This is a genomic window from Marinobacter sp. BSs20148, assembly GCF_000283275.1.
GTDB lineage: Bacteria > Pseudomonadota > Gammaproteobacteria > Pseudomonadales > Oleiphilaceae > Marinobacter > Marinobacter psychrophilus.
The window spans coordinates 3,103,964-3,129,399 of sequence record NC_018268.1 but is presented as its reverse complement, the minus strand read 5'-3'; the positions used below and the strand labels follow the sequence as shown (position 1 = coordinate 3,129,399).

Genomic DNA, 25,436 nt, shown 5'->3' with positions numbered 1-25,436 from the left:
ACAAAGGACCCTAAAACAAAGGACGTTAGAATATGAAATGGGCCTTCATTGACTACGAAAACGTTGGAAGTCTGGGAAAGGTCGATCTCGCCGGCTATGAGTGCGTCATCGTTTTCCTTGGCGCCAGGCAGCCCCGGCTAGACTTCACCGACACGAAATACGACAAGCCGATCAACCTTGTGGTAGTTCAAGTGAAGGACTCACAAGCCAATAATCTGGATTTCCATCTCGCCTATTACCTTGGCAAGTTTGATGCGCAGGCAGAGAGCTCAGTAGCGTTCGAGGTGATCAGCAATGACACTGGTTTTTCGTCTCTGATTGCTCACATCAAAACTAACGGACGGCCATGTAAACAGGTCAAAATCACCGGCGCACCAGGCGAGCCGGAGAAGCTCATCAAAAATCTGTCATCAATGCAGAAAGAAAAGCGTCCGCAGAAGGTGGCCAGCCTGCGAAACCACATTGCCGCGCAGCTCAAGATTCAGGGCAATGACATGGCGATTCAGAAAGAGCTTAACCAGCTTGTGAGTGCGAAATTTTTGAAGCTTTCTGACTCTGGTGTGGAATACTTGGTCTGATTTTTTAGCTCCGCTAAAAAAGTATCACAAGGACGCCCGTTAAATGGACTTTAACTTCATGTTCGATCCGTTGGTTACGGTGCTTTGGTACTTGATACCCTTTCTCATCATTGTCGGCGTCGTCAAAACTCCCTGGTTCAAAGGCAAGTTTGGGGAGTTTCTGGTTAACCTCTCGGCTCGCTTTTTTCTCGACAAGTCTCGCTACCACTTGATCAAAAACGTAACGCTTCCCACCGAGGACGGTACTACGCAGGTTGATCACATTCTGGTTTCCGAGTTTGGCGTGTTTGTGGTGGAAACCAAGAATATGAAAGGCTGGATTTTCGGCAGCGCCACGCAGCCTTTTTGGACACAGAAAATCTTCAGATCCAATTACAAATTCCAAAATCCTCTGCACCAGAACTACAAGCATGTGAAAACACTACAAGCGCTGCTCGGGCTAGGTGATCAGCAGGTGCATTCGGTGGTGGTTTTCGTCGGCGGCAGTACGTTCAAAACACCTCTGCCGGATAACGTTACCCAGGGCTTGGGATTTGTCCGTTATATCAAATCAAAAAAGGATTGTGTACTGAGCCCGGAGCAGGTGGCAGAGGCACGGGCAAAGGTGGCATCGGGTCGCCTAAAGGCCTCATTAGCTACTGATCAGGCGCACGCTCATCATGTGAGGGGGCTGGTTGCTGAGCGTTATGGCACTTTACCCCAGCGTTCGAGAGGACGGCTTCTCAAGATCGTGATTTATCCGGTTGTGTTGTTAGGGGTCGCTGCGATCATGATAAACGCTGTTTCGCATTTTGCTACGGAGGCCGTGGCGATAGGTATGCGACACTCGTCTGACCAACTGATCAAAAGGCCCCAGCAGCCAGTACTTCGCCAACCTGAAATTGAAACTCAACCAAAAGCTGCCGCTGAAACAGCGGATATAAAAACGAAGTTGGACACCGTCATTCAGCGTGTTTACCAACCTCCATCAGAGCTGTTCTTGGCAAGGCAGGAATGCAACTCACTGATTGCTGCCGTTATGGGTAATCAGGATGCGCGTCTTTTGCGGGAGCGGGACAAGGCGTGTGCCCAATATCATATGTTGAAGGAAGAGGTCCATTGAATCAGAAAGAGCTACACACTGCGTGGGGAAAACCGGGACAGATTCATTTTCCGCCATCGAAGCTGTGTTAATTTGCCCCTGTCTTGTCCTTTCGCTGTAATCGTCTCAGTCTGCATTATTCTCGCGTAAGCCCCGTTGTTCGAGAGGCAAAACGCAAGACCTGACCCCGAGGAACTTGTTTCCAGGCCTACCTTTGACCCTTTTTTTTAAGTCCCTCAGATCTATGAATCAAATAGGAGGCCGTGGCGTCGAGGGGGTCGTGACCAAGGATGGCTGTCGCTCCGGGGTGAAAGCTGGAAACTGGGTTCAGGTCGATGAAAACGGGATTGTCCTTTTCATCCAGAAGGTACTCGACTGCGCCGAGCTCCATCCTTGCGGCCCGTAGAATTTTTTTGACTGACTCGGTTACCTTCGGGGCAATTTCGCCAGGAGCCCGGAGGGTAACATACGATTCCGGGTGAGCCAGGCAGTAGTTGAATTGGTCAGCTTGAATCGGTGAGCGGGCTTCGTAAAGGATGTCGGAGCCGAGGACTTCGATCCGGTGGACGCAGCCGTCTGCGGCGGTTAGCAGCTCTTGCTCAATCCAGCCTTCGTCTCGACTGAAAAGTCCATCCGGGGCGGGTTCGCCGTCTTCAAGCATCCGAATCCCTCTCCCAAAACCACCTGCAGGTGGCTTGAGAAGGACAGCTTGTCCATGTATGGCGCGTCCGCCGGGAACGGCGGGGTACGTTAGCGGCGTCAGCACTCCGCACTCGGTAAAAAGCTTGGCTTGATCCAGCTTACTGTAGCCGGTCTGGAAGCAGAGTGATCCGTTGATCACAGATCTACCCTCAGCCTCCCAGGTTCGCAAAGAATGGGTGATCCGATCGGCCTGAGCCTTATCCCGCTCAGCAAGAAGGGAAGATACGCGGTTGACGATCAACCCATTCGCTACGATCTCCTCCGGATCATCAGCGACTTGTACTTTGATGCCCCTCGATTCTAAAAGGTCAACGAGGGGGCGAACCCATTCTGGGATATCTGTGAGAATTAAAATAGACATTGACTAGTATCCGGCTGGCTGAGGCAACGATCCCCGTGCTCGCCTAGCAAAGGGTTGCGCGGGTTGCGGCTCGGACAACAAATGGTGGTCGACGTTTCATGGGACTGAGGTGCAGGCATTTTTTTACCACATTAAGCGCGGATGTTCTAGCTCACCGGCCGATCTGGCCGCCGGCGTCCTGCTTAAATCGAACGATTAAGAATGGAGGCTGCGCAACGTCGGCTCACGCATTCAAGACTGGGCACTATTCTGGATAAAGTGTTACTCAGAAAAGAACAAAGAAAAGCAGAAAAAAGTGTAGCTGGCGGCCGTTCTGCAGATGATCCGCCGACGGTCTATCTCTACGAGGGTTATCAAAGTGCGCCCTCGGAATGCAAACTTTGGGTGTTTACTCCTTGAGTAAATCGTCTGATTTTCTAAACACTTCACAAACTGCTCACAATAAAAAAACAATATCTTGGAGGAGAGCACAAGTCTGGTACTTGCAGTACGTGAAACTCAGGAAACGATGAACTCCGTGCTAAAGGCAAGCAAGAAGATCAGTGGCATTGTTTCCACGATTAATGATATCGCTGACCAGACCAAACTGTTGGCCCTGAATGCTGCAACAGAGGCCGCGCGTGCTGGCGATGCCGGGCGAGAATTCTCTGTATTCGCCGATGAGGTCCGTTCATTGGCTCGCAAATCCAGTGGCTCGGCAGGTGAAATAGACGTCCTTATGGACGAAACTAATCAACGGGTGGCAGCCCTGGCGAAATCGCTGGATAGAATTGAGGGTTAACCTATGGGTTATTCCCTGCCCTGAATCGGTGGGCAACTGAAGATGCTGACTATTGACGAGCCATAGGCACGCTTCAGGACAGGTTAGCCGGAAAGCTAATCAAAAAATAAATCTGTCCCGGTTAGTTCAGGCGCACCGGGACCATGATGTGCGCATAGTCTGTTCCTTTCCACATGACATAGGGCCCGCCGTTATGCGGATCGGTTGGTAGGGCGTCGAGGTCTTTCGGGTCAGAGACAATAAGCATCAGGTGCGGGCCCTCCTTGATCCAGTCGTTGTCGTCGGTTTTGCCCTTGGCGTATGGATCGATGTTACTTGCTCCCTCGTCACCGCCCAGCATATAAGAAATGCCGAGTCCGGGTGATGTGAAGGGCTGTTTGCTCATCCATGCCGCCGCCCACTTCTGCCAGGGGCCATCCAAGCACATGGGGGCCGTGCCTTGAAGGGTGGGTGGTGTGGGGAAACAGACGTAATTGCTGCTTCCTTCCTGCAGCACGTTGTTATCCCAGTCCATAACAGTTACCTGATTGCGAAGCGAAACAGGCGCTGCACTCAGAGCATCCTTGAGAAGCTCACTGCTATCGTCTGCCACAACCTGGCTGGCAGGGATCATCAGAATCAAAGCGGTTAAAATACCTGTAGCTGTGTTCATGTGTATGGCCCTCGATCTTCATTGCGATCAGATACTGCTCAAAACAAGTATGAACGATTCTTCTGGGGCCATAGGATCAATTCGTTCTTATGCAAGCGAAGAAGGCTCTAAGCTTTATGAAGGGTGGGCCGCCAGCGAGGGAGGTGCCCCCGACTCTTCGTAGACCATCTTACGCGCCATGCCGCCATCCACCACGATGTTTTCAGTTTCATTATTCAGTACCTCGAGTTGACTCTGTTCTTTCAGTATAGGCTCGAAGCAAAGGCAGCGAGTTTATCAAAAATACCTATGCACAATGTGGGGGCGGGGAGGAGGAAGCCGACTCAATGGTTGCCACATCAGGTGTCCGGGGTTTCACAGCCCGCGTGCGGATCGTCGTCACCCAGCCGCACAGTGGTTAACCGGCTACTTGATGACAAAGATACTGGCGTGACAATGACCACTCTGATTAAAGCTGGGCTGGCTTTGGGGGATGTCTTGGACGCTGCAGGCTGATAGCGATTCAGAAAGAGCTTAACCCGCTTGTGAGTGCTAAATTTCTGAAGTTGTCTGATTCAGGCGTGCAATACTGGGCCTGATTTTTTGGCCCCGTTAAAGAAATGCCACAAGGACGCCCGTTAAATGGACTTTAACCTAATATTCCAGCCGTTGGTTGCGGTGCTCTGGTACTTAGTACCCTTCCTCATCATTGCTGGGATCGTCAAAACCTTCTGGTTTAAAAGCAAGTTTGGCGTGTTCGTGGTGGAAGCCAAGAATATCAAAGGCTGGATTTTCGGCAGCGCCAAGTAGCCTTTTTGGACTGCATTATTCTCGCGTAAGCCGGATTATTCGAGAGGAAAACGCAAGACCTGGCCCCGAGGAGACGTCAACGAATCTAGGGAATGAACGCTTACCCTGCCCAATTAATTTTGCACGAAAAGTGTTTGCTAATTCGCATGCTAGGCGTCTCTTTCTGCGTTATTCCAAAAAACGTTGGAAAAGGGAATTTGGAGGGGGAGGGGGATTAGATCACTGAAGAACGCACCTATATTAGACAGGCTGCTCGATTCAAGTGCTAGAATTGCGATCGAAGTCATGTAGCGCTAGCAATTCACACGGTCTTTAAACCCCTTTTTCAGGTGACTTTTGGATTAAGCTGGCAATGTATCCTCGGTATTAGCTAGCAATGGTGATCACACGTTAATGGGAACGTCTTCAAAAAAAAATAGCGGCAAGCAACAGGAAGTTCAGCGGATTTTTGATGCGCTTTCAAGCGCCATTGCCCGACATTCGCTCCCCCCGGGCACTCGCCTTGTTGAAGCACAGATTGTTGAGGCACTCAGTGCCAACCGAAACCACGTTCAATCTGCCATTCAGCGACTGGTACTTCAGAACATCGTTACCATTGAGCCGAATTGTGGCGCTCATGTTTCAGAACCCTCGGCACAGGAGGCGCGGGACGTTTTCGCGGCCAGAAGGGCGGTGGAACAGGGCGTTGTGGAAAATATCTCTCAAGACAAGATGAAGCGTCATATCAAAGCTCTCGAGGAGCACATGCAAGCGGAGTTCGGGGCGACGGCGGGCGACGATCGGCGCGCGATCATTCGTGAACTTTGTAATTTTCATCGGTTACTTGGGAGCGTTTCCGAAAACAAGGTGCTATCCACCATTCTGGATAACCTGATGCTGCGAAGTTCGTTAATTGTTGCTCTGTATCAGCGTAATGATATTCCTAACTGTCAACACAGCGAGCACAAAGCAATCCTTTCGGCTCTGGAGTTGGGCGATCGCGAAGGGGCAGCCGCGCTGATGCTTGATCACCTGAACCACCTGGAAAGCGAGCTTCAATTCAATGACGAGAGCAAGCCCGCCGTAGACCTCATCAAGGCTCTGGTTTAAAGAAACGCAGAAATACCGGCATGACCTCCCCGGTCATCACGACGCAGCCATGGCACTTTATTTGCTAGCAATATAACTCTTTGCTAACGATACAGTGAGGGCTACGTCATCAAAAACCAACGTGTACTGGTCATCGGAGGCAGCTCGGGTATTGGCGAGGCCACCGCCCTGCGTGCCGCCAACGCAGGTGCAACGGTAACGATTGCCTCGCGCACACCGGAACGTCTTAACGCCGCTTTGCAGCGATTACCAAAGGGTGTGCTGGAGCGGGAGCTTGACGTTCGGTCGGCGTCCGCAGTCGAAAACTTCTTTGCCACTCAGGCGCCGTGGAATCACGTCATTCTGGCAGGATCTTCTACTCGGGTCGGCACGATTCAGTCGCTGCCTCTGGATCAGGCTCATGACAGCATGCAAAGCAAATTCTGGGGCGCCTACCATGTTGGTCGCAGTGCCCACATTTGCGTAGGCGGCTCACTGACGTTCGTCTCCGGCATTTATGCCCAGCGGCCGAACGTCAATGCGGTGCTTCAGGGCGCCCTCAATTCCGCGGTTGAAGGCCTTATGCGAGGACTTGCGCTGGAGCTTGCGCCCGTAGGAATCCGGGTCAACGCCGTATCACCCAGTACCACTGAAACTCCGCTATGGGACCGCCTGGGGCCAGAGGGCCGCGAAGCGAAGTTCGCTTCCATGCGGCGGCGGCTGCTTACTGCGCAGGTGGCCGCTGCCGACGATATCGCCCACGCCATTTTGTATGTTGCGACCAATCCCTCCGCCACTGGCTCAATCGTGCTGGTGGATGGTGGCGATGCACTGGTCTAGTGCCCCGTTTACCCGTAGGAGCCACCCCATGAAATTGTTAAATGTGCCCGTCATTGATCTGAAACCCTTCCGTCGCGGCAGCGAAGCCGACAAAAAACAGGTTGCAGAGGCCGTCGACCGGGCCTGTTGTGACATCGGCTTTCTTATCATCAAGGGACATGGCATCAGCCCCGAACTCATTGCCCGGACCCGCGAGGTATCTCGTGATTTTTTTGACCTTCCGCTTGCAGATAAAAAAAAGGTTGCAAGGCCATCGATAGACGTCGCCCGGGGCTATATTGGTGTGGATGAGGAATCACTTGCGCGCTCCCGAGAGCCGCAAGCCACCGGCAGTGATCTGAATGAAAGTTTCATGGTCGGGCCGGTAGACGCACCGCACCAGGACTACTCCAGCGCCCCAGCTGCCGGTAAACATTTTGCCCCCAACATCTGGCCTGAGAGGCCAGCCGAGCTGAGACAGGTCTGGACTCATTATTACCGGGAAATGGGCCAGCTTGCCGCCCTGCTCATGCGTGTTTTTGCGATGGCGCTGAAGCTTCCAGAAGATTACTTTGATGATCGAATAGACCGGCACATCAGCCGTCTGCGAGTGCGCAACTACCCACCGCAGCTGAAGAAGCCGGCCCCGGGCCAGATCCGAGCGGGTGCCCACTCTGACTATGGCAGCCTTACTATTCTCGCCACTGAGGACCGGCCTGGAGGTTTGCAGGTCTGCAACGCCGAAGGCGAGTGGGTTGACGTGCCAATTGTCCCCGATTGTTTCATCATTAATATTGGCGACCTGTTAGCGCGTTGGACCAATGATACCTGGGTGTCAACTTTGCATCGCGTGGTAAACCCGCCTGCCAACTCCGGCCCCGAAACCCGGCGTCAGTCTCTGGTGTTTTTCCATAATCCGAATTACGACGCAGCGATCAGTAATCTGGTACCGGACACAACGGCAAAATACCCACCTACCACGTCTGGGGAGCACCTTCGCTCTCTTTACACAGCAACCCAAAACACATGAAGTTCCCGACTGGGAGACCGGAGACCGGAGACCGGAAGCCGGTCATTGAAGGGCTCCGGTCTTGGAGAAGTGCGGCCTGAGCGCTCTATGACTGCCGGTTTAAATCCGGCGTCAGCAGCCACTCAGCGCTGTCATTCCAGACGTCCATGCGGGTAATCTTGCCGTTACGAACTTCGAATCGGTCCACATAACGGTTGCCAGCAAACGGGCGACCGTCAGGCCATTGTCCATAGAGTGTGCCGTTGGAATAGACCACTGTGTGATCGCTGTGTTCGGTCCAGTCGAACGATCCGAGCTCCTTCTTTACCCAGGCATAGCGGCCACCGTTGAACTCAGTAATGGCGTGGGTGCTTGCCATAACGCGCCCCCCGGTAAAGGTGATGCGCACATCCGGTGCCATATAGGTGGCAGCGCGCTCCGGGTCCGGCGCCATAGATGCTTCCAAAAAATTGCTAACAATATTTATTGCTTCATCTTTATCTGACACGGTCAATGCTCCTGATTGATGATGATGGTCACACCGATAAGCGCGCTATTTTGGTGCAAAAATATCGATAAAACGCTTTTTTAGTGCAATAAAACGAAACTTTACTGAATAGCAGCCGCATTATACTGGCACCTATATTGCTAGCAATATGTGTACACACGCAAGTAAATGTGGAGAAATGCAATGCGCTTAACAACACGGATCAAACATTGGTTCCTGCCCCTGGCCGCGACCGGGCTGTTCTCCCTGACCGGTCTGGTTCAGGCGGAAGATCCCCTGAAGATCGGTTTGGTGGCGGCCCTGTCGGGCCAATCCGCCAAGTCCGGTGAGGCTATTACCCGCGGACTGACCATCGCAATCGACGAAATTAACGCCAAAGGCGGCATTCTTGGTCGTAAAGTGGAACTGCTGCGTCGGGATGACGAGAGCAACCCCAATAAAGGGCTTTTGGCCGCCCGTGAACTGATTCAACGAGAAGAGGTAGCGGTGCTCTTCGGTGGCCTGGACACGCCTGTCTCCTTGGCCATTGTGCCGCTGGCCAATAGCATGAAATTTCCGTTCATGGGTGTGTGGGCTGCCGGTACGCCGATCACCCAGAACGGCGCCGATGAAAACTATGTTTTCCGGGTGTCCGCTGTGGACGAATTGGTGGACGAAGCCTTGGTGCAATACGGTATCGACGAGTTTGGCATGGAAAAGCCGGGCATGATCCTGATTAACAACCCTTGGGGTGAGTCCAACGAAAAGGGTTTCCGTAAAGCGCTGGAATCTCGGGATATGGAATGGGCCGGCATTGAACGGGTTGAGGGCAATGATATTGACATGGTGCCACAGCTGAGCCGCCTTAAGGGTGCTGGGGCCGATTCCCTGTTGATGGTTGCCAATGTCGCACCGTCTGCGCAGATAGTGAAATCCCTCGACCGGATGGGCTGGGATGTGCCGATTATTTCCCATTGGGGCCCTGCAGGTGGTCGCTTCAGCGAACTTGCCGGTGAAAATGCCGCCAAGGTCCACTTTATCCAGACCTTTACTTTTGTTGAAGATCAGCAAGGCAAGGGTGCTGATGTCATGGCTGCACTGAAAAAACGTTACCCGGAAATTCAGGATCTTGCCGATGTCACACCGGCAGTCGGCATCGCAAACGCCTACGACGCCATGCACCTGACGGCGCTGGCCATCGAGAATGCTGGCAGCACCGATGGCGCGGCTATCCGCAAGGGTTACTACGCCATTACCGAGTACGACGGCCTGATCAAGAACTACCTCAAGCCCTTCTCACCAGAGCAGCACGACGCTGTGGGTCCAGAGGACTATGTTTTCACGCATTTTGTTGATGGCCGCATCATTCCCCTTGATCGCTAAGCCACGGCTCTTCGAACCTCGCATGCAGGCATTCGGTAACAGCCGGTCGGATCTAGGGTTCGGCCGGCAGGAGGACACCACATCATGATCACCGCCAGTATCATCAGTGGGCTGGGCATGGGCAGCATGTATGCTCTGCTGGCACTGGGGTTTCACATAACCTTCATCGTTTCCCAGACGGTCAATTTCGCTCAGGGTAGCGCGATGATGGTAGGTGCCGTGCTGGGCTACACTTTTTGTATCACTCTGGGTTTGCCCTGGTTGGTGGCCGCGTTTCTGACCCTGGTCGTTTGCGCGCTCTATGGCCTGGCGATCGAGCGCTTCCTGGTGCGCCCGTTCCACAGCCGGGGCTCGGAAGCCTGGCTGCTGGCCACGGTGGCCGGGGGCCTGTTGGTAGACAATCTGGTGATGTTCACTTTTGGCAATGAGCCCCGCCGGTTCATACTGGAAGGTGTCGACCATCGTCTGGAACTGTTTGGCACGGGTATCGGCCTGATGCAGCTGATCATTCCCGCCGTGGTGGCGGCAATCGTGCTGGTGCTGGTGCTGGTTCGGCGATACACCCGCTTGGGCAAGGTTCTGGGTGCCACGGTCCAGAACCCCACGGCGGCGCGGATGATGGGCATCCACGTAACCCGTGTGGTGGCAATTTCCTTTGCTGTCTCAACCGTGTTTGCCGGCATCGCCGGACTTCTGATCGCGCCCCTTGTGAGCGTGCATTCGGAAATGGGCATGCTGTTCGGTCTCAAGGCCTTCGCCGTAGCGATCCTCGGCGGCATAAACAGTCTCAAGGGCGTGGTGTTCGCTGGCCTTCTGTTCGGTCTTGCGGAAGCGTTGATTATTGTCTACCTAGGCTCCACGCTCTCTCAGCTCCTGACTTTCAGCCTTGTAATCGTTGCCTTGGCGATACGCCCCAACGGTCTGTTCGGTTCCAAAGCGCTGGTGAAAGTATGATGTCCCGGAATGCCTTGGCCTCGCATCGATGGCTGGTACCGAGCCTGCTGGGTCTGCTGGCACTGACGGGTGCGGTGCTGTCCTTTACCCTGGGTGGTTATGGCCTGCTGGTCATGACCCTGATCGCTCTGACAACGGTGGTGTGTAGCGGTCTCAATATTCTGATTGGTCTCAGTGGCCAGATATCATTCGGCCATGTTGCGTTCTACGCCATTGGCGCCTATATCTCGGCACTGATGACCATGGCAGGGGTCCCACTGGTATTGGGTATGGCCAGTGCTGCCATCGTCACCGCAGGTGTCGGCGCCTTGCTGGCAATACCGGCGGTGCGTGTCAGCGGCCCCTACCTTGCCATGGTGACCATCGCCTTCGGCTTTATCGTGCATCATGGCCTGATTGAGTGGCGATCCCTTACCGGTGGCGCCAACGGTTTGGCCGGGGTGCCGATGCCGGATACTGGTAGCCTGCCGGCCAGCACCGGGCTGGCCTTGATTGCGGTGGCACTGATGGTCGCCTCGCTGATGTTTTTTCACCGCCTGGCCGGCAGCAGCTGTGGGCGGGCGATCCGCGCCGTCAAGGCCACCGAGATCGCGGCCCGTTCGCTGGGCTTTAATCCAGTGCAGACCAAGACTCTGGCCTTTGCCCTGTCGGCGCTTTTCGCAGGGCTGGCGGGGTCGCTGCTGTCGCCGTTGATGATGTTTATTAACCCGGATTCCTTTCCATTTACCCAGTCCATTCTCTTTGTACTGGCGGTCATTGTTGGCGGTGCCGGAACCGTGTTCGGGCCTTTGCTGGGTGCCGTTCTCATCGTGCTGGTGCCGGAATTGCTGTCAAGCATGGCGGAAATGCGACTGCTGCTGTTCGCCGGCGTTCTGCTCGGGGTGCTATGGATTGCACCAACCGGCGTGCTCGGCGTGCTTCAGGCCCGGTTTTCGAAACCGGAGCGACTGGTGCCCCGGCATCAGCCGGACGCTACCCGGCTGGCGAGTTTTCTGACCTGCGATGCGGGCGCCCCTGACGGCTTGCGAGTGAAGGACATCGGCATCCGGTTCGGCGGCGTACAAGCGGCCGAGCGGGTCAGTTTCAATGCCGCACCGGGCACCGTCACCAGCATCATCGGGCCCAACGGTGCCGGCAAGACTACGGTACTGAATCTGGTCAGCGGTTTTTACGCACCGGACAGCGGCCGCATCGACCTCGACGGTGACCTGGCAGGTCTGCCTGCTTGGAAAATCGCCCGGGCTGGCATTGCCCGAACTTACCAGACCACCCAGTTGTTTGTCGGACTCACTGTGCTTGAGAACCTGCTGGCAGGTATGCAACGTGGCCGCCTGGGGGATTGTTGGCGCAAGCCAAACCCCCAACAAGTGGACGTTGCCATGGATCTGCTGGCCTTGGTTGGCTACCGCGGCTCGGTGCATACCCTGGCCGAGGCCCTGCCTCATGTCGATCGCCGCCTGGTGGAAATCGCCCGAGCTCTTGCACTGCGGCCAAGGGTGTTGTTGCTGGACGAACCAGCCGCCGGCCTGAGCCGAGTTGATACTGATCAGGTCGCCGGACTGCTTCGGACCATCGCCAACTATGGTATTGCGGTGATTCTGGTGGAGCATGACATGACCATGGTGATGTCGGTTTCGGACCGCATCCTGGTGCTGGATGCCGGACGCCCAATCGCCTGGGGGGAGCCCGAAGAGGTTCGTTCCAACCCTGAGGTGGTAAGGGCTTACCTCGGGAGCACCGATTACCAGGCACCGCCTCGCTCCAAACTTTGGGATGGCAGTCGGGACGCCACTTTGTTCGTCAAAGATTTGGTCATTGACTACGGTGCCGCCCCGGTGGTCGAGGGGGTGAACCTAGTGGTAAATCCAGGCGAGCTGATTGCTATTCTTGGGGCTAATGGCGCCGGTAAATCCAGCATTCTCCGGGCCATTGCGGGACTGCACTCCGCCTCTTATGGCTCAGTGGTGCTCAACAACGAAAATATTGAAATCCTTGACGCCAGCCAGATTGCCGGCAAAGGTCTAGCGCTGGTGCCTGAGGGCCGCCAAGTGTTCCCGGAGCTGAGTGTTCGGGATAACCTGCTGATGGGTGCCTACACCCGCACCGATCGTGCTCATCTGGACCAAGACGTGGATGACGTCCTGGCACGCTTTCCTCGATTGCAGGACCGCATTAACAGCCCCGCTGGGCTGCTTTCAGGGGGCGAACAGCAAATGGTCGCTATCGGTCGTGGGCTAATGGCGAAACCTTCGATCCTGCTGTTGGACGAACCGTCTCTGGGGTTGGCACCAGCCATGGTGGCCGAGCTTTATGACGCTCTGGCCGCCCTGCGGGATGAGGGCGTCACCCTGCTGTTGGTGGATCAGATGGCCAATCTTGCCCTGCAGGTGGCGGACCGGGCTTATGTATTGGAAACAGGGCGTGTGGTTCATTCCGGCGATGCCGAAGCTCTCCTCAACGATCCGGAACTGGAAGCCGCTTATCTGGGAGGGAATATTACATGAATTCAATACTATTTAAGAACCTGAGACTTCCGAATCAACCGAATCGGATTACTGAATTACGGGTGGAAAATGGCAGATTCATTGAGACTTTTGCCGACGATGCGTCACCTTTAACCGAGATCGATTTGGGGGGCAATCTGGTTCTGCCAGGACTCATTGAAACCCATATTCACCTCGACAAGGCCTGCATCATGGACCGCTGCAAGCTGAAGGAAGGTACCTTGAAGGAAGCGGTGGCCAGTACCAGCGCCGCCAAGGCGGAGTTCACTGAGGCGGATGTCTACCAGCGGGGCGCTCGCATCCTGGAACAAGCCATCACTCAGGGCACCACACATATGCGCACCCATGTGGAACTGGATCCCGGCATCGGCCTGACCGGCTTTCGCGCCATCCGCCGACTGCAGCAGGACTATGCCTGGGGTGTCAGCCTGGAAATCTGTGTATTTCCTCAGGAAGGCCTGCTCAATAATCCTGGTACCGAAGAGCTATTGTGCGAAGCGCTGGAAAATGGCGCCACAGTCCTTGGCGGCTGCCCTTACATGGACGACGATCCTGCCGGTCAGATTCGGCGATTGTTCGAATTGGCGGAGCGTTACAACTGTGATCTAGATCTGCACCTGGATTTCGACCTCAACCCCGAAGGCATGACCATACCGGAGGTGATCCGGTGCACCCGCGCCTATGGCTGGCAGCACCGCGTTACGATCGGCCATGCCACCAAGCTGTCGGCATTAGCGCCAGACCCGTTTCGGGAAATCGCTCTGGCTCTGGCAGACGCTGGAGTTCAGGTGACCGCGTTACCGTCCACCGACCTGTTCCTTAACGGCCGGGAGGCTACCCACAATGTGCCTCGAGGCGTAGCGCCGCTGGCAAGACTCCATGACTATGGTGTGACCTGTTCATTGTCTACCAATAACGTCGGCAATCCCTTCACGCCGTTTGGCGATGTCTCGCTGATTCGCCAGGCCAACCTGTTGGCTAATGTATGTCATTTGGGTACGTCGGCGGAGCTGATGCGCTGCCTATCATGGATTTCGGAGGAATCGGCGAAGCTGATTCGGCTGCAGAACTATGGTTTGACGCCAGGTTGTAACGCCGATTTTATTGTACTGGGTGCCGAATCACCGGCGGCGGTAATCGCCAGTCTGGCGCAGCCACTGATGGCGTTCAAGGGTGGTCGTCAGAGTTTTGAGCGCAAGCCAGCGCTGCTCCTCGTACCGACACGTCACGGCTGACCTTCCGGCCCGGGAGCGGGCCACGATGCCGTGCATAAACGCTATCCATCAATCGCATTCTAGCAACTACAGGTAGCCCACCGCATGAAAGCCGAGTCGAAGAAGGGCGTGATCTGCACCCCCGACCCCAGGGCCACGGCCGCGGGACAGACGGTGCTACAAGCCGGGGGCACGGCGATCGATGCGGCCACGGCTGCGGGCGCGGTGCTGTCTGTGGTTTGTCCCCATATGTGCGGTATCGGTGGCGATGCCCTGTGGCTGCTCAGTAACGGCAAGCGGGTGGATACCCTGATGGGCCTGGGCCAGGCCGGTCGACGACTGCCCGATGCTGGCGCGATTAGTATGCGGGGGCCTGCATCGGGTGCCACCACCGCCGGCGCAATGCGCGGATGGTCCCTGGCCCGTGACTGGAGTCGCGAGCGTTGGGGGTCTGCCTTTACTTGGCCGGACCTGCTAAAGCCTGCCATCGCCCTGGCCCGGGATGGCTATGAAGTTTCGGCCAACCAGGCGTTCTGGCAACAACAGCGCCATGAGCTGATTCAGGAACTGCCAGATCTCGGCGCCTTTTGTTGTGATAAGCAAGGCAACCTTTTGGCACCCGGCACCCGGGTGACCCGTTCCGAGCTGGCCAATACCCTGGAGCATTTGTCTCGGGTCGGGATGACGGATTTTTACGAAGGCGAATTGGCGACTGCGCTGGCCGAAGGCTTTGAACGCCTTGGCAACGGCTTGACACGGGACGATCTGGTCAGAACACAAGCCTGGCACAGCAAGCCCCTAAGCATCCGCTATCGAGAGGGTACCCTGTACAATTTCCCACCGCCGACCCAAGGCTTGTATACCCTCAGCGCTTTGAACGCTCTCAATTCTGTGGACCTATCGGCACTGACCAACGGCGGCGCCGATTACCTCCATTACCTAGTGGAAGCTATCAAGGCCCAGTTGCGGCAACGTAATCGCCAACTGTGTGACCCGGCTGGCGGCAGTCTGGATATTCGACGATTGCTCAGCCCGGAACGAGCAACTTCAAACTATGAAACCATCGACCCGGAAAACGCTTCTCCGTGGTCCGAGCAAGGCAAACCGGCGGATACCGTCTGGCTCGGCGCCACGGATAGCCAGGGCCGAACCGCTTGCCTGATGCAGAGTCTGTTTCACGACTTCGGCTCTGGCTGCGTGATTGGTGACACCGGTATCCTCTGGCTTAACCGGGCTGCCGGCTTTAACTCGGACCCCGCTCATGCCAACGCCTGGGCTCCGGGCAAACGACCTGCCCATACTCTCAATCCATCGGCTTATCTCGCGGACGATGGCCGGCAATTCTACTTCGGCACCCAAGGTGGTGATGGCCAGCCCCAGACCCAAATGGTGCTGGCCACGCAGCTGGTGGATTACCAGCAGCCGATCGAGCAAGCGTTGCGCGCACCCCGTTTCCTGCAGGGGCGAAGTTTCTTTGGCAGCAGCGAGAATCTGAAGCTGGAGCAGAACATCGCCCCGGCGGTGGGCGAGGCGTTAGCACTCCGGGGCCACCGCATCGAGTGGATCCCGGAGCTGAGCCCGTTCACCGGCCTGGCCGGCGCCATCGCGGTGCACCCCGACGGCCGCCGAGAAGCCATGCATGACCCGCGGGGCGAGGGAACCGCGCTGGGTCAGTAACAGATCCTTGTTCAATCAACCGTTACAAGGAAGCACCGCGGAAACGATCACAGTCTGCTCCGCCTCAGGCATTATCGCCGCCATACTCGCAGGCCTGCTGGGTATCCGTTCAGCAACAATCAGACCTCTCTAGCGATGTCACCTTGACGCCAGCGCTCCCCGTGATGGTCAAGCGCTGTAAACCTATGCTTTAAATTGGTGCTGCTGCGTCCGTTCTGTGCGTGTTGCTCAGTGGTTAACCAATAAAGCTAACTGCGCCAGATCGCGGCTATTGCTTAAAATCAATGAGATAGGATGTTTTTTTCCGGGTTGGCATCCCAATTGCTCTTGTTAGCAACTGTTCATACCGGTCATACCAGTTACTCAGGGCAGTTCCAGACTCCTTAACACTGTGAGCATCATGTCAACCCTTGCAAACGCGGCCGCGCAGGCCTTACAGCGAAGAATTGTTAGTGGTGAATACTTGCAAGGCGCGAGGTTACCACCACAGCGTAGTCTGGCGATGGATCTGGGTATCAGTCGAACCTCTCTCAGAGAAGCCATCTCAATGCTGGAGGCACTTGGGCTGGTGCATGCTCATCCCGGCCGGGGAGTGTATGTAACCCAAAGATCAATGAACGACGGCAGCAATGTTCCAAAAGGACCTGAGGGAGTGAGCCCGGAATCTATCTTTCAACTGCGATACATCTTTGAGCCTGCGGCAGCTTCGCTGGCGGCAAAACGGGCTGACAGTGTCGATCAGCTGCAGGAAACCCAGGATGGTTTAGGCAACGCGCTTCAAAAGCTGGATCTTGTCCGTGCAGCGGAATGGGACCTTGAGTTTCACCAGCGCCTGGCGATGCTTTCTGGAAATCCGTCGCTTTTGGAGGTGGTACAGCAGAGCCAAATTAAGGTCGGTTACAGTCTGCGCCTGCCATTCGCCAATACTCGGCGAATTTGGGAAACCTTTGACGAGCACGGCGCCATTATCAAGGCAATCGCTGACGGGGATTCTGATCTCGCCCGTGCAGCCATCCAGAAGCATCTTCTTTTAGCCGCAGATCGAATCGGCATTCGCTTTGAACAACCCTGATTAACGAGCAACCTAAAACGTAAATAAGGAGAAATCGATCATGCAAATGATGAAAGTTCTTTCGGAAAAACGAAGTCAGTCATTCTTCAAGCCTCTTTTTGCAGCCGTGTTTGCTGTATTCGCAGTGTTCGCTAGCGTCGCCTCAGTGCAGGCGACAACGTTATCTGACATCAAAAAAGATGGTGTGCTGAAAGTTGCTGTGCCTCAAGATTTCCCGCCATTTGGCAGTATCGGTTCGGATATGGCGCCCAGAGGCTATGACATTGACATGGCTAACCTTATCGGCGAGGAGCTGGGAGTCAATGTAGAACTTGTACCGGTTACCAGTGCGAACCGGATCCCGTTTCTAACGACCGGTAAGGTTGATCTGGTTATTTCGAGCCTTGGAAAGAACCCTGATCGTGCCAAAGTGATTGATTTCACTGATCCATACGCTCCGTTTTTTAACGGGGTATTCGGTCCTGAGTCTTCGGATGTAAAAAATGCCGATGACCTGGATGGTAAAATGATCGCCGTTACCCGCGGTTCCATCGAGGATCTGGAGCTTACAAAAATTGCTCCGGAAGGCGCTACGCTAAAGCGTTTCGAAGACAACAATGGCACCATCTCAGCCTTCCTCTCTGGACAAACTGACCTGATTGCGACCGGCAACGTGGTTGCCGCTGCCGTTGCCGAGCAAACTTCTGGCCGTGGACTGGAAGTAAAATTCTTGATCAAAAACTCGCCTTGCTTTGTCGGTGTGGCGAAGGGCGATACGGCTCTGATCGCAACAGTAAACGAGATTATCAAGAAGGCCAAGCAGGACGGTCGCCTTAACGAGATCTCCAAACGCTGGTTGAACGCACCGCTGCCGGCGGACTTCTAGTAAAACCTGCGGCCCGGCTCCGCGCCGGGCTTCAGCCTAAAGCGTGGTGCGAAAAAGTATGGCTTACGATTTTGATTTTGCCGCCATCTTTCAATATGCAGACTTATTGTTGAAAGGGGCGGGATTCACTCTTGCTCTGACGGCAGTTGGCAGTGTATTCGGCATTTCTCTTGGTATTGTTTGTGCCGTTTGCCGGGCATGGGCGATAAAACCCTTTAACTGGATTGCCGCGGTCTATGTGGAGCTGATCAGGAATACGCCATTTCTGGTTCAGCTTTTCTTCATCTTTTTTGGCCTGCCTTCTCTGGGTATTCGCATAAGCAGTTGGGAAGCGGCGGTATTGGCGATGGTGATCAACCTGGGAGCGTACTCCACGGAAATCATTCGCGCAGGTATTCAGTCTACGATGCAAGGTCAGATTGAGGCCGGCGAGTCGCTGGCGTTCAATCGTTTCCAAATCTTTCGCCATATCGTGTTACGTCCTGCACTACAGAGGGTTTGGCCAGCGCTGAGCAGTCAAGTGATTATCGTTATGCTTGGCTCGGCTGTTTGCTCGCAGATTGCAACAGAGGAGTTGACCTCTGCGGCAAACTTTATTCAGTCGCGCAATTTTCGAGCCTTTGAAACTTACGCAGTGACAACCGCTATTTATTTTTTGATGGCGCTGGGAATTCGTCAGATATTTAACTTAGTGGGTCGGTACATTATTGTTGGTCGTCCACAGACCGGGAGAGGTGCTGCATGACGGACTTTACCCTATTCGATATGTTGCGAGGACTTTGGGGGGGGCTGCAGTGGACGCTCGGCTTGTCGCTGCTGGCGTTCGTGCTCGGTGGCACTATGGGGCTTCTTATCCTGTTCGCCCGGATGTCAAGCAGCGTAACTCTGCGAACCTTTGCGAAAGTCTATATTGAGCTGTTTCAGGGAACACCGCTGCTCATGCAGTTGTTCATGCTGTTCTTTGGAATCTCGCTGATGGGTCTGGATATCTCGCCATTGGTTGCCGCTGCTCTCGGACTGACACTTTTTACCAGCGCGTTTTTAGCGGAGATCTGGCGCGGCTGTGTTCAATCGATTCCGGAGGGCCAATGGGAAGCTACGGACAGTCTGGCATTCAGTTACTGGGAGCAGATGCGCTACGTTATTTTGCCCCAAGCCTTTCGTATCGCAATTCCGCCCACGGTAGGTTTCTCCGTACAGGTGGTGAAAGGCACGTCAGTGGCGTCAATCATTGGTTTCGCAGAGCTCACCAAGACCGGGACTATGATCGCAAACGCGACTTTCGATCCATTCACTGTCTTCGGCTTGGTGGCGCTGGGGTACTTCGCCCTATGCTGGCCACTGTCTCTGTTTGCTCGTCGTTTGGAAGGAGGCGCTCGTGTCACTCGTTAATATCAATGAAATTCATAAATACTTTGACGATCTTCATGTTCTGAAGGGGGTTACCCTGGAGGTTCAGGAGGGTGAAGTTGTTACTATTATTGGTCGCAGTGGTTCTGGCAAAAGTACATTGCTGCGTACAATTAACGGCTTGGAATGGATCGATGGCGGAACTATTCACGTCGATGGCCATGAGCTCGTGTCAAGCACGAAGAGTCTTCGTGAATTGCGCCTGAAGGTAGGAATGGTCTTTCAGCAGTTCAATCTCTTTCCTCATCTTAAAGCCGGCCAGAACGTAATGTTGGCACTCAAGGTAGTCAAGGGTATTGATGAAGCTGAAGCTCGGGAGATGGCGCTGAAGGCTATGGAGAAAGTAGGGCTGCTTGAAAAGTTTGACGTCTATCCGGATCAGCTGTCCGGGGGGCAGCAGCAGCGCGTAGCAATAGCCCGGGCACTGGCAATGTCGCCAAAGGTATTGTTGTGTGACGAGATTACGTCTGCGTTGGATCCTGAGCTTGTGAACGAGGTCTTGACGGTGGTTCGCCAACTGGCAGATGAGGGTATAACACTGATTATTGTGACCCATGAAATGCGATTTGCTCGGGATGTCAGTGACAAGGTCATCTTCATGCATCACGGCAGGGTGCATGAGTCTGGCGATCCCAAAGATCTCTTTAATAATCCACAAACACCTGAACTGTCGGCCTTTATTCAGTCCATCGCCTGATGAGCAAGCCAATAGACTGGGGCCCCTTTGCTCGTAGGCGGCTGATGTTGATTTAGCAAAACAGAGAAGCGCCGGGGTCAGGTCGTGCGTTTTGCCTCTGCCTTGCCCTTTCGTTGCAATCGTTTTAGTCCGCCTCGCGGAAATCAGCGTGAGATGCATGCTGAAACCAACGATGATTCGCCCATCCCGGTAGGTTACTGCGAACGAGGCGACCTACTAGATCAGCAACGTGCTATTCCCTGATCGAAACCGCGAAAACCGTCAGCCTGGAATCCTCGGTTTATATCCAATATGTGCTGGCGCGAATCGCCGAAGCAGACACGCTGAAAAAGCTGTAGGCACTGTTGCCACTGAACTTGGAGCTGAAGTGGGCGTTAAAAAAGTGTCGCAGGTCAATTGCGGACGATTAAGTCTGTCTAAGTGCGCTTAAACAAGGAGGGCTGTCTTGACGGAGAATGTTTCCTGTATGTAACCTCCTGCGTCATGTGCAGATCTCGTGGATTTACCCTACTCGAATTAATGTTGGTGATCGTTATTGTCGCCATCCTCATCACGTTTGCAGTGCCATCGTTCCAGTGGATGATCCAGAAAGTCACGATATCCAGCAATGTAAATACATTTCTGTCCGACATGCGCTATGCGCGCAGTGAAGGCATTCGGCGCGGCGGAGGTGTTGTGCTGTGTCGTAGTGACGCCCCTGAAGCGGCCGCTCCTGCTTGTGGTAGCGGCTTCGGCCCTGGTGGAAATGGCTGGGTCAGTGGCTGGATTATTTTTCAGGACTTGAGCAATGACGGGAACAAAAACACAAACGATCCACTGCTGCGCGTGCAGGCACCCATCATCGCGATAAATTCCATTCTGGGCATCTTACCCGACAGCTCATCCTCCACCACATTTAGCTTTACGGCGACCGGACGCCTGCGCAACTTAACCGGGGTGGCAACAATGCCATTTGGCGGCGATAGCATGTTTGCCAAAACAATGCAGCGCGTGGTGTGTGTCAGCCTTAGCGGTCGCGCCCAAATTGCTGGCGACGGGAATATTGCCTCATGCGACTAGCCTCCATGACTAGGAAAATGCCGCCTATGGAAAATCGTTCTCAAAGCGGCGCCTTTTTGATCGAAGTCTTGGTCGCGACGCTGATGCTATCGCTTGGAGTACTGCCTCTTGTTGCGATGATGACTTTCGCCGTACAGATGCCAAAATTAGCGGGCTACCGTGCAACAGCCGTTAACCTGGCATCCAACTATGTCGAACGCATGCGGGCCAATCCGGCCAATCCGGCCAACCCGGCCGGTCTGGCCCAGCTCTTCCCTTACGGCGCGAAAGACAGTAGTTACGACGGTACACAAGATGCCATAGGTGTCCCGGGGAGTCTCTGCAACTACCCCGATTGCGAAACCGCCACCTTGGTCACTCGGGACGTCTATGAGATGCAAGTCGCAGCTCGTCGCGAACTGCCTGCCGGCGGTATTGTCGTATCGTGCGACGTCGGCGATTGCAGCAACGGCATCGGCAACCTGTGGGTTATGTGGCAGGAACCTGACTCGTTTGATGCACTCAGTCCATCATCCTCTGACAATTGCCCCACCGGCGTTGCGAGTACCGACCCCAACCCGCGTTGCTTGTATGTGAGATTTAAACTTTGACACCCCATCGCCGCTTACCGGAATCGCGCTGCCTTCAGGGTTTCTCGTTGATCGAACTGATGATTTCTCTGGCCCTTGGGTTGATCATTATAGCTGCGGCTTTGTCCGCGTACGTGGGCACAGCGGGAGCCGCAAGAATGGCCGAAGCTCAGGGGCGCATGTACGAAGATGCCCAGGCCGCACTGACCATTCTGACCCAGCAGTTACGGATGGCGGGCAACAACCCCGATCAGACTGATCGGCTCGACACCAGTGTAAAAGACCCTATCTACACGAAGCCGACATCTTCTGGTTTGACCTATTCTGGTGATATATCGCCTGAGTTTGTCGACGCATTAGTTACTCCAGCGCTCGAACTCTCCAATTACAGCATTCGTGGCTGCGACGGAGCGTTCAGCAACGTTACTGCGGCAACCAGTCTCGATGAGCTCGACTGCGTCGCAACGGCTGCCGTCATCGCTGAACCAGACTCCATTGCCCTTAGTTACCAAGCCGATGAATTCAATACTGTGCCTGCCATCGCCAGCGCACCGCCTCCGACCGATTGCCTTGGGTATGCGTTGAATAAGATTAAGGCCGAAATTCCCGGAATTCCAGTTGGCCCAGGTTTAGGTGTTTTCTCTGCCGTGTCTAAAGATGTGTTCTATTTCATGGCAGACAATCGGTTTTATATTGATACATCCTCTGCCACTGCCACACCGCCGTCCGTACCCAGCCTGTATTGCCAAGGTAATGGGATCGACAGTACAGCTCAACCTTTAGTCGAGAACATTGAGGACATGCAGATCACCTACGGGGTAGAGATTCCCGACAATCAAACGCGAACTGTGGCCGGCTATATGCGCGCCGATGAACTCCTCGTTCATCCCGACTTGACGGCTTTTTCCGCACAGGAACGCTGGAGAAAAGTCGTCACAGTTCGTATTTGTCTACTGCTGCGCAGCGAGAATGCCGTGGTATCAGACTCGGCCTCAGCGCGTTACTTCAACTGTGCTGGCACCCTGGAAACTTCGCCCCCAGGCGACCTTCGGCTAAGGCGCGCTTACTCCACCACCGTTATGTTGCGAAATTGGCTAGAAATTACTGCCCACACCTCGCTATGAAAGTGTCCATCCAATCTGTACCCAGCCCAACGCCGGGAAAAATCTCGCGGCACTCCCGGTTGGCGCACTCCCGGTTGGCAAAGTCCCAGCATGGCGTCGTACTGATCATTGCACTGATTATGCTGGTCGTCATCTCGATGCTTGCCGCCATTAGTATCCGCAACGCCACCACCACAATCAGTGTATCTGGCAATGTACGCACCACTGAACTGGCCACCCAAGCCGCGGAGATTGCTTTACAGCATTGCGAGCGCTCTGTTTTGCAGATATTGAAAGTTGACGCTGGCGGCACCGACGACTACGCAACCACATTCACTGACGATAATATTTTATTCGAGGCTAAACCGCCGGATTGGCAAAATACGACAATGTGGGATGGCACCTCATCTAAGGCTTATTTGCTTCCCCTGAGCATGGTCAACCAAGCTGGCATGGCTGCCACCTACAAGCGAGCACCCGAATGCATGGTCGAGCGCATGATTATAGCGAGGATTGTAGTGGAGGCGGTACCCGCTATACCGGCGGTACCGGCTATACCGGCTGGCCCTGGGGGTACCTCATCGGCTGTGCCAGCTGTGCCGGCGGTGCCAACTGTACCAGCAAAGTACAAGATAGATCCGGATTCCTTGTTTCGGATCACTGCCCGCGGGTTTGGTCCTGAAGTGGAAAATGGTGCCGGCCGTCCCGTTGGCAGTGAAGTCTGGCTGCAATCTCAGATTAAAATACGCTATTACAAAGATGATGAGTAAATTCACATATTAAAACACAGGATGAAATCCCCATGATTAAGCTCTTGTGCACTTCCTTATCGACCGTTAAAAGGTCCAATAACTGGAGACCGTGGTCACGGCAGTCGTTGGCACTACTGTTGTTATTGGTTTGGCTACCGGCTCAAGCGGCAAATTACTCTTTCACTAACAATATACCAACAGACAATATTCCAGCCGTCTGTACAGGACCTGTGAGTGATGTTTACACCTGCAGTCCACTAACGCTTGCCGCCGGAGACACCATCACCATCACAGGGCCAACCGCCATCACTGTCAGCGGTGATTTCACAACCGGCAACTTCACCCAAATCAATGCCGCAGGAGACTCCACCGACCTGACTATTACGGTTACCGGGATTACCGAGTTGGGCGCCAGCACAATTCTTAAAGGAAACATTATTGGCAACAACGCCACAACTGGGACTATCACCATTGGCGCTAACAGCCAAGTTGAAGGTGACCTGACCACAACCACCGCAGGCGTCATCAACATCGGCGCTGACAGCGTTGTCGTCGGTGATCTCAACACCCTGTCGGGTGCCATCAACGTCGGCGATAGAAGCACGGTCACAGGTTCGATCAAATCCAGTTTGGCAGGCGTTATAACAATCGGTGCTGACAGCGTTGTAGGCGGTGACCTTACCACCTTATCGGGTGCTATCAACGTCGGCGATAGAAGCACGGTCAATGGTTCGATCCTCTCTAGTCTGGCGGGTGCTGTCACCATAGGGGTTCACGTAATAGCTATGGGCGATGTCGCTACCACCTACGAAGGCAGCGAGATTGGTGCTGGCGCTATCACCATCAATAGCGGTAGCGAGGTCGCTGGCTCGGTAACCACGAACACCGGTGCAATTACCGTTGGGGTTGACGCAAAAGTTGCCGGCAACGTTAGCGCCAACGATGGAGCTATTACAGTTGAGGCTGGCGCAGATATTGCCTTTAGTACCTGCACCGGCAACTCCGGCGCTATCACTATCGGGACTGGTGCAAACGTTGGCGGCAATGTTGAAACCGCCACAGCAGGTGCTATTACTATCGGCGCTTTGGCTAACGTCACAGGCGGGGTCACTGTCCACAAAGCGGGCGCTCGAACAATCGGGGCTGGTGCAACCGTCGGCGAGAGAATGGACGCAAACTGCGAAAGTATTGACCCCCACATACTACCGCCAGAAACAGTATTATCACCGCCACGAATAATATCGCGCCAGTGGCGTCAAATTTTGATGCGGTAGCAGGAAATACATCCTCCCACATTGAATCAGGAGTACGTTTTATGCGCTTTAATTTCCACTCGGTTAAACGCTCACCGCGTCGGTTTAGTGCCGGGTTTACTTTGATCGAGCTCATGATCACGGTGGTAATTGTCGGAATTTTAGCCAGCATAGCGCTGCCGTCTTATACCCAGTATATAGCGCGCGCAAAGAGGGCGGACGCCCGAACTCAGTTGCTGCAGGTTGCCCAGTTCATGCAGCGTTTTTATGCGGCCAATGACAGTTTTAAAAAAGATCGCGCCGGCAACGATGTGATCGATCAAATTCCAGATAGCCTAAAGCAGTCGCCTGCAGACGGAAGCGCGATTTATCAGCTTTCGATTCCAACGGCAACGCTGACTGCCTTCGGTTATGAACTCAGAATGGCTCCGGTTACCGGCGGGTCGATGGGTGCCGATTCGTGTGGAACCTTTACCCTGACCTCAACAGGCGTGCGCGGTGTTTTAGTCGGCGGTTCAGCCGGCGACGCAGCCCTGCGCAACACTTGCTGGAAATAAGCCCCAAAGTGCTGGAGTCAGTTTTCGACGACGTGTGTGA

The 25,436-nt window shown here is 54.5% G+C and carries 26 protein-coding genes and 1 pseudogene; 24 read left to right on the top strand and 3 right to left on the bottom strand.

The features are described from left to right. Positions 1–32: 32 nt before the first annotated feature. On the top strand, positions 33–578 hold the full coding sequence (locus tag MRBBS_RS14255; protein ID WP_014872257.1) for a PIN domain-containing protein: 546 nt from the start codon (positions 33–35) through the stop codon (positions 576–578). 43 nt (positions 579–621) lie between these two features. Next, complete coding sequence (locus MRBBS_RS14250) at positions 622–1,680, top strand: nuclease-related domain-containing protein (protein WP_014872256.1); 1,059 nt, start codon at positions 622–624, stop codon at positions 1,678–1,680. A gap of 187 nt (positions 1,681–1,867) precedes the next feature. Here MRBBS_RS14250 and MRBBS_RS14245 read toward each other — a convergent pair whose 3' ends face one another. Further along, entirely contained in the window at positions 1,868–2,722 is an 855-nt protein-coding gene (locus MRBBS_RS14245; protein ID WP_014872255.1) for an ATP-grasp domain-containing protein, read from the bottom strand. A 457-nt stretch (positions 2,723–3,179) separates the two neighbouring features. Here MRBBS_RS14245 and MRBBS_RS14240 point away from each other — a divergent pair, with 457 nt between their 5' ends. Continuing rightward, the gene (locus tag MRBBS_RS14240) at positions 3,180–3,503 is read left to right on the top strand and encodes a methyl-accepting chemotaxis protein (protein ID WP_227497524.1); all 324 of its coding nucleotides are present in this window, start codon (positions 3,180–3,182) and stop codon (positions 3,501–3,503) included. Positions 3,504–3,624: 121 nt separating this feature from the next. Here MRBBS_RS14240 and MRBBS_RS14235 read toward each other — a convergent pair whose 3' ends face one another. After that, positions 3,625–4,155, bottom strand: a complete 531-nt coding sequence (locus MRBBS_RS14235; RefSeq protein WP_014872253.1) for a hypothetical protein — start codon at positions 4,153–4,155, stop codon at positions 3,625–3,627. Positions 4,156–4,776: 621 nt separating this feature from the next. Here MRBBS_RS14235 and MRBBS_RS19470 point away from each other — a divergent pair. From MRBBS_RS19470 to MRBBS_RS14215, 4 genes are all read left to right on the top strand, one after another. After that, on the top strand, positions 4,777–4,944 hold the full coding sequence (locus MRBBS_RS19470) for a nuclease-related domain-containing protein (RefSeq protein ID WP_014872251.1): 168 nt from the start codon (positions 4,777–4,779) through the stop codon (positions 4,942–4,944). A gap of 393 nt (positions 4,945–5,337) precedes the next feature. After that, a complete protein-coding gene (locus MRBBS_RS14225) occupies positions 5,338–6,033 on the top strand; it encodes a GntR family transcriptional regulator (protein ID WP_014872250.1) in 696 nt (231 codons plus the stop codon). Positions 6,034–6,141: 108 nt separating this feature from the next. After that, positions 6,142–6,852 carry an SDR family oxidoreductase gene (locus MRBBS_RS14220; RefSeq protein WP_041635311.1) on the top strand — a complete coding sequence of 237 codons (711 nt, stop codon included), beginning with the start codon at positions 6,142–6,144 and terminating at the stop codon, positions 6,850–6,852. Between the two features lie 28 nt (positions 6,853–6,880). Then, on the top strand, positions 6,881–7,861 hold the full coding sequence (locus MRBBS_RS14215; protein ID WP_014872248.1) for an isopenicillin N synthase family dioxygenase: 981 nt from the start codon (positions 6,881–6,883) through the stop codon (positions 7,859–7,861). An 85-nt stretch (positions 7,862–7,946) separates the two neighbouring features. Here MRBBS_RS14215 and MRBBS_RS14210 read toward each other — a convergent pair whose 3' ends face one another. Then, on the bottom strand, positions 7,947–8,348 hold the full coding sequence (locus MRBBS_RS14210) for a nuclear transport factor 2 family protein (protein ID WP_014872247.1): 402 nt from the start codon (positions 8,346–8,348) through the stop codon (positions 7,947–7,949). 183 nt (positions 8,349–8,531) lie between these two features. Here MRBBS_RS14210 and MRBBS_RS14205 point away from each other — a divergent pair, with 183 nt between their 5' ends. From MRBBS_RS14205 to MRBBS_RS14130, 17 genes and pseudogenes are all read left to right on the top strand, one after another. After that, the gene (locus MRBBS_RS14205; RefSeq protein WP_014872246.1) at positions 8,532–9,710 is read left to right on the top strand and encodes an ABC transporter substrate-binding protein; all 1,179 of its coding nucleotides are present in this window, start codon (positions 8,532–8,534) and stop codon (positions 9,708–9,710) included. Positions 9,711–9,794: 84 nt separating this feature from the next. After that, positions 9,795–10,664 carry a branched-chain amino acid ABC transporter permease gene (locus MRBBS_RS14200; RefSeq protein WP_014872245.1) on the top strand — a complete coding sequence of 290 codons (870 nt, stop codon included), beginning with the start codon at positions 9,795–9,797 and terminating at the stop codon, positions 10,662–10,664. Beyond that, positions 10,661–13,168: an ATP-binding cassette domain-containing protein gene (locus MRBBS_RS20505; RefSeq protein WP_014872244.1), complete on the top strand. Its 2,508-nt coding sequence runs from the start codon at positions 10,661–10,663 to the stop codon at positions 13,166–13,168. Before MRBBS_RS14200 ends, MRBBS_RS20505 begins: the two co-directional genes overlap by 4 nt. Beyond that, complete coding sequence (locus MRBBS_RS14190) at positions 13,165–14,403, top strand: amidohydrolase family protein (protein WP_014872243.1); 1,239 nt, start codon at positions 13,165–13,167, stop codon at positions 14,401–14,403. Before MRBBS_RS20505 ends, MRBBS_RS14190 begins: the two co-directional genes overlap by 4 nt. Before the next feature lie 84 nt (positions 14,404–14,487). Then, on the top strand, positions 14,488–16,059 hold the full coding sequence (locus MRBBS_RS14185; RefSeq protein ID WP_014872242.1) for a gamma-glutamyltransferase family protein: 1,572 nt from the start codon (positions 14,488–14,490) through the stop codon (positions 16,057–16,059). A gap of 400 nt (positions 16,060–16,459) precedes the next feature. Beyond that, positions 16,460–17,131, top strand: a complete 672-nt coding sequence (locus tag MRBBS_RS14180) for a FadR/GntR family transcriptional regulator (RefSeq protein ID WP_041635310.1) — start codon at positions 16,460–16,462, stop codon at positions 17,129–17,131. A gap of 40 nt (positions 17,132–17,171) precedes the next feature. Continuing rightward, a complete protein-coding gene (locus MRBBS_RS14175; protein ID WP_014872240.1) occupies positions 17,172–17,996 on the top strand; it encodes a transporter substrate-binding domain-containing protein in 825 nt (274 codons plus the stop codon). A gap of 58 nt (positions 17,997–18,054) precedes the next feature. Next, complete coding sequence (locus MRBBS_RS14170) at positions 18,055–18,741, top strand: amino acid ABC transporter permease (RefSeq protein ID WP_014872239.1); 687 nt, start codon at positions 18,055–18,057, stop codon at positions 18,739–18,741. Next, on the top strand, positions 18,738–19,388 hold the full coding sequence (locus MRBBS_RS14165; RefSeq protein ID WP_014872238.1) for an amino acid ABC transporter permease: 651 nt from the start codon (positions 18,738–18,740) through the stop codon (positions 19,386–19,388). Before MRBBS_RS14170 ends, MRBBS_RS14165 begins: the two co-directional genes overlap by 4 nt. Beyond that, positions 19,375–20,103, top strand: a complete 729-nt coding sequence (locus MRBBS_RS14160) for an amino acid ABC transporter ATP-binding protein (protein ID WP_014872237.1) — start codon at positions 19,375–19,377, stop codon at positions 20,101–20,103. Before MRBBS_RS14165 ends, MRBBS_RS14160 begins: the two co-directional genes overlap by 14 nt. Before the next feature lie 221 nt (positions 20,104–20,324). Next, positions 20,325–20,441: pseudogene (locus MRBBS_RS19465) on the top strand (transposase domain-containing protein); the annotation flags it as partial. Between the two features lie 145 nt (positions 20,442–20,586). Continuing rightward, positions 20,587–21,162: a GspH/FimT family pseudopilin gene (locus tag MRBBS_RS14155; RefSeq protein WP_041635309.1), complete on the top strand. Its 576-nt coding sequence runs from the start codon at positions 20,587–20,589 to the stop codon at positions 21,160–21,162. A gap of 26 nt (positions 21,163–21,188) precedes the next feature. Next, the gene (gene pilV, locus MRBBS_RS14150) at positions 21,189–21,752 is read left to right on the top strand and encodes a type IV pilus modification protein PilV (protein ID WP_014872235.1); all 564 of its coding nucleotides are present in this window, start codon (positions 21,189–21,191) and stop codon (positions 21,750–21,752) included. Further along, on the top strand, positions 21,749–22,855 hold the full coding sequence (locus MRBBS_RS14145; RefSeq protein ID WP_041635308.1) for a PilW family protein: 1,107 nt from the start codon (positions 21,749–21,751) through the stop codon (positions 22,853–22,855). The genes pilV and MRBBS_RS14145 overlap by 4 nt, the downstream gene beginning before the upstream one ends. After that, the gene (locus MRBBS_RS14140; RefSeq protein ID WP_014872233.1) at positions 22,852–23,604 is read left to right on the top strand and encodes a hypothetical protein; all 753 of its coding nucleotides are present in this window, start codon (positions 22,852–22,854) and stop codon (positions 23,602–23,604) included. Before MRBBS_RS14145 ends, MRBBS_RS14140 begins: the two co-directional genes overlap by 4 nt. A gap of 212 nt (positions 23,605–23,816) precedes the next feature. Beyond that, entirely contained in the window at positions 23,817–24,860 is a 1,044-nt protein-coding gene (locus MRBBS_RS14135) for a beta strand repeat-containing protein (RefSeq protein ID WP_014872232.1), read from the top strand. Continuing rightward, positions 24,836–25,396 (top strand): type IV pilin protein, encoded by a 561-nt coding sequence (locus tag MRBBS_RS14130; protein ID WP_319795900.1) that lies wholly within the window; start codon positions 24,836–24,838, stop codon positions 25,394–25,396. The genes MRBBS_RS14135 and MRBBS_RS14130 overlap by 25 nt, the downstream gene beginning before the upstream one ends. Positions 25,397–25,436 lie beyond the last annotated feature (40 nt).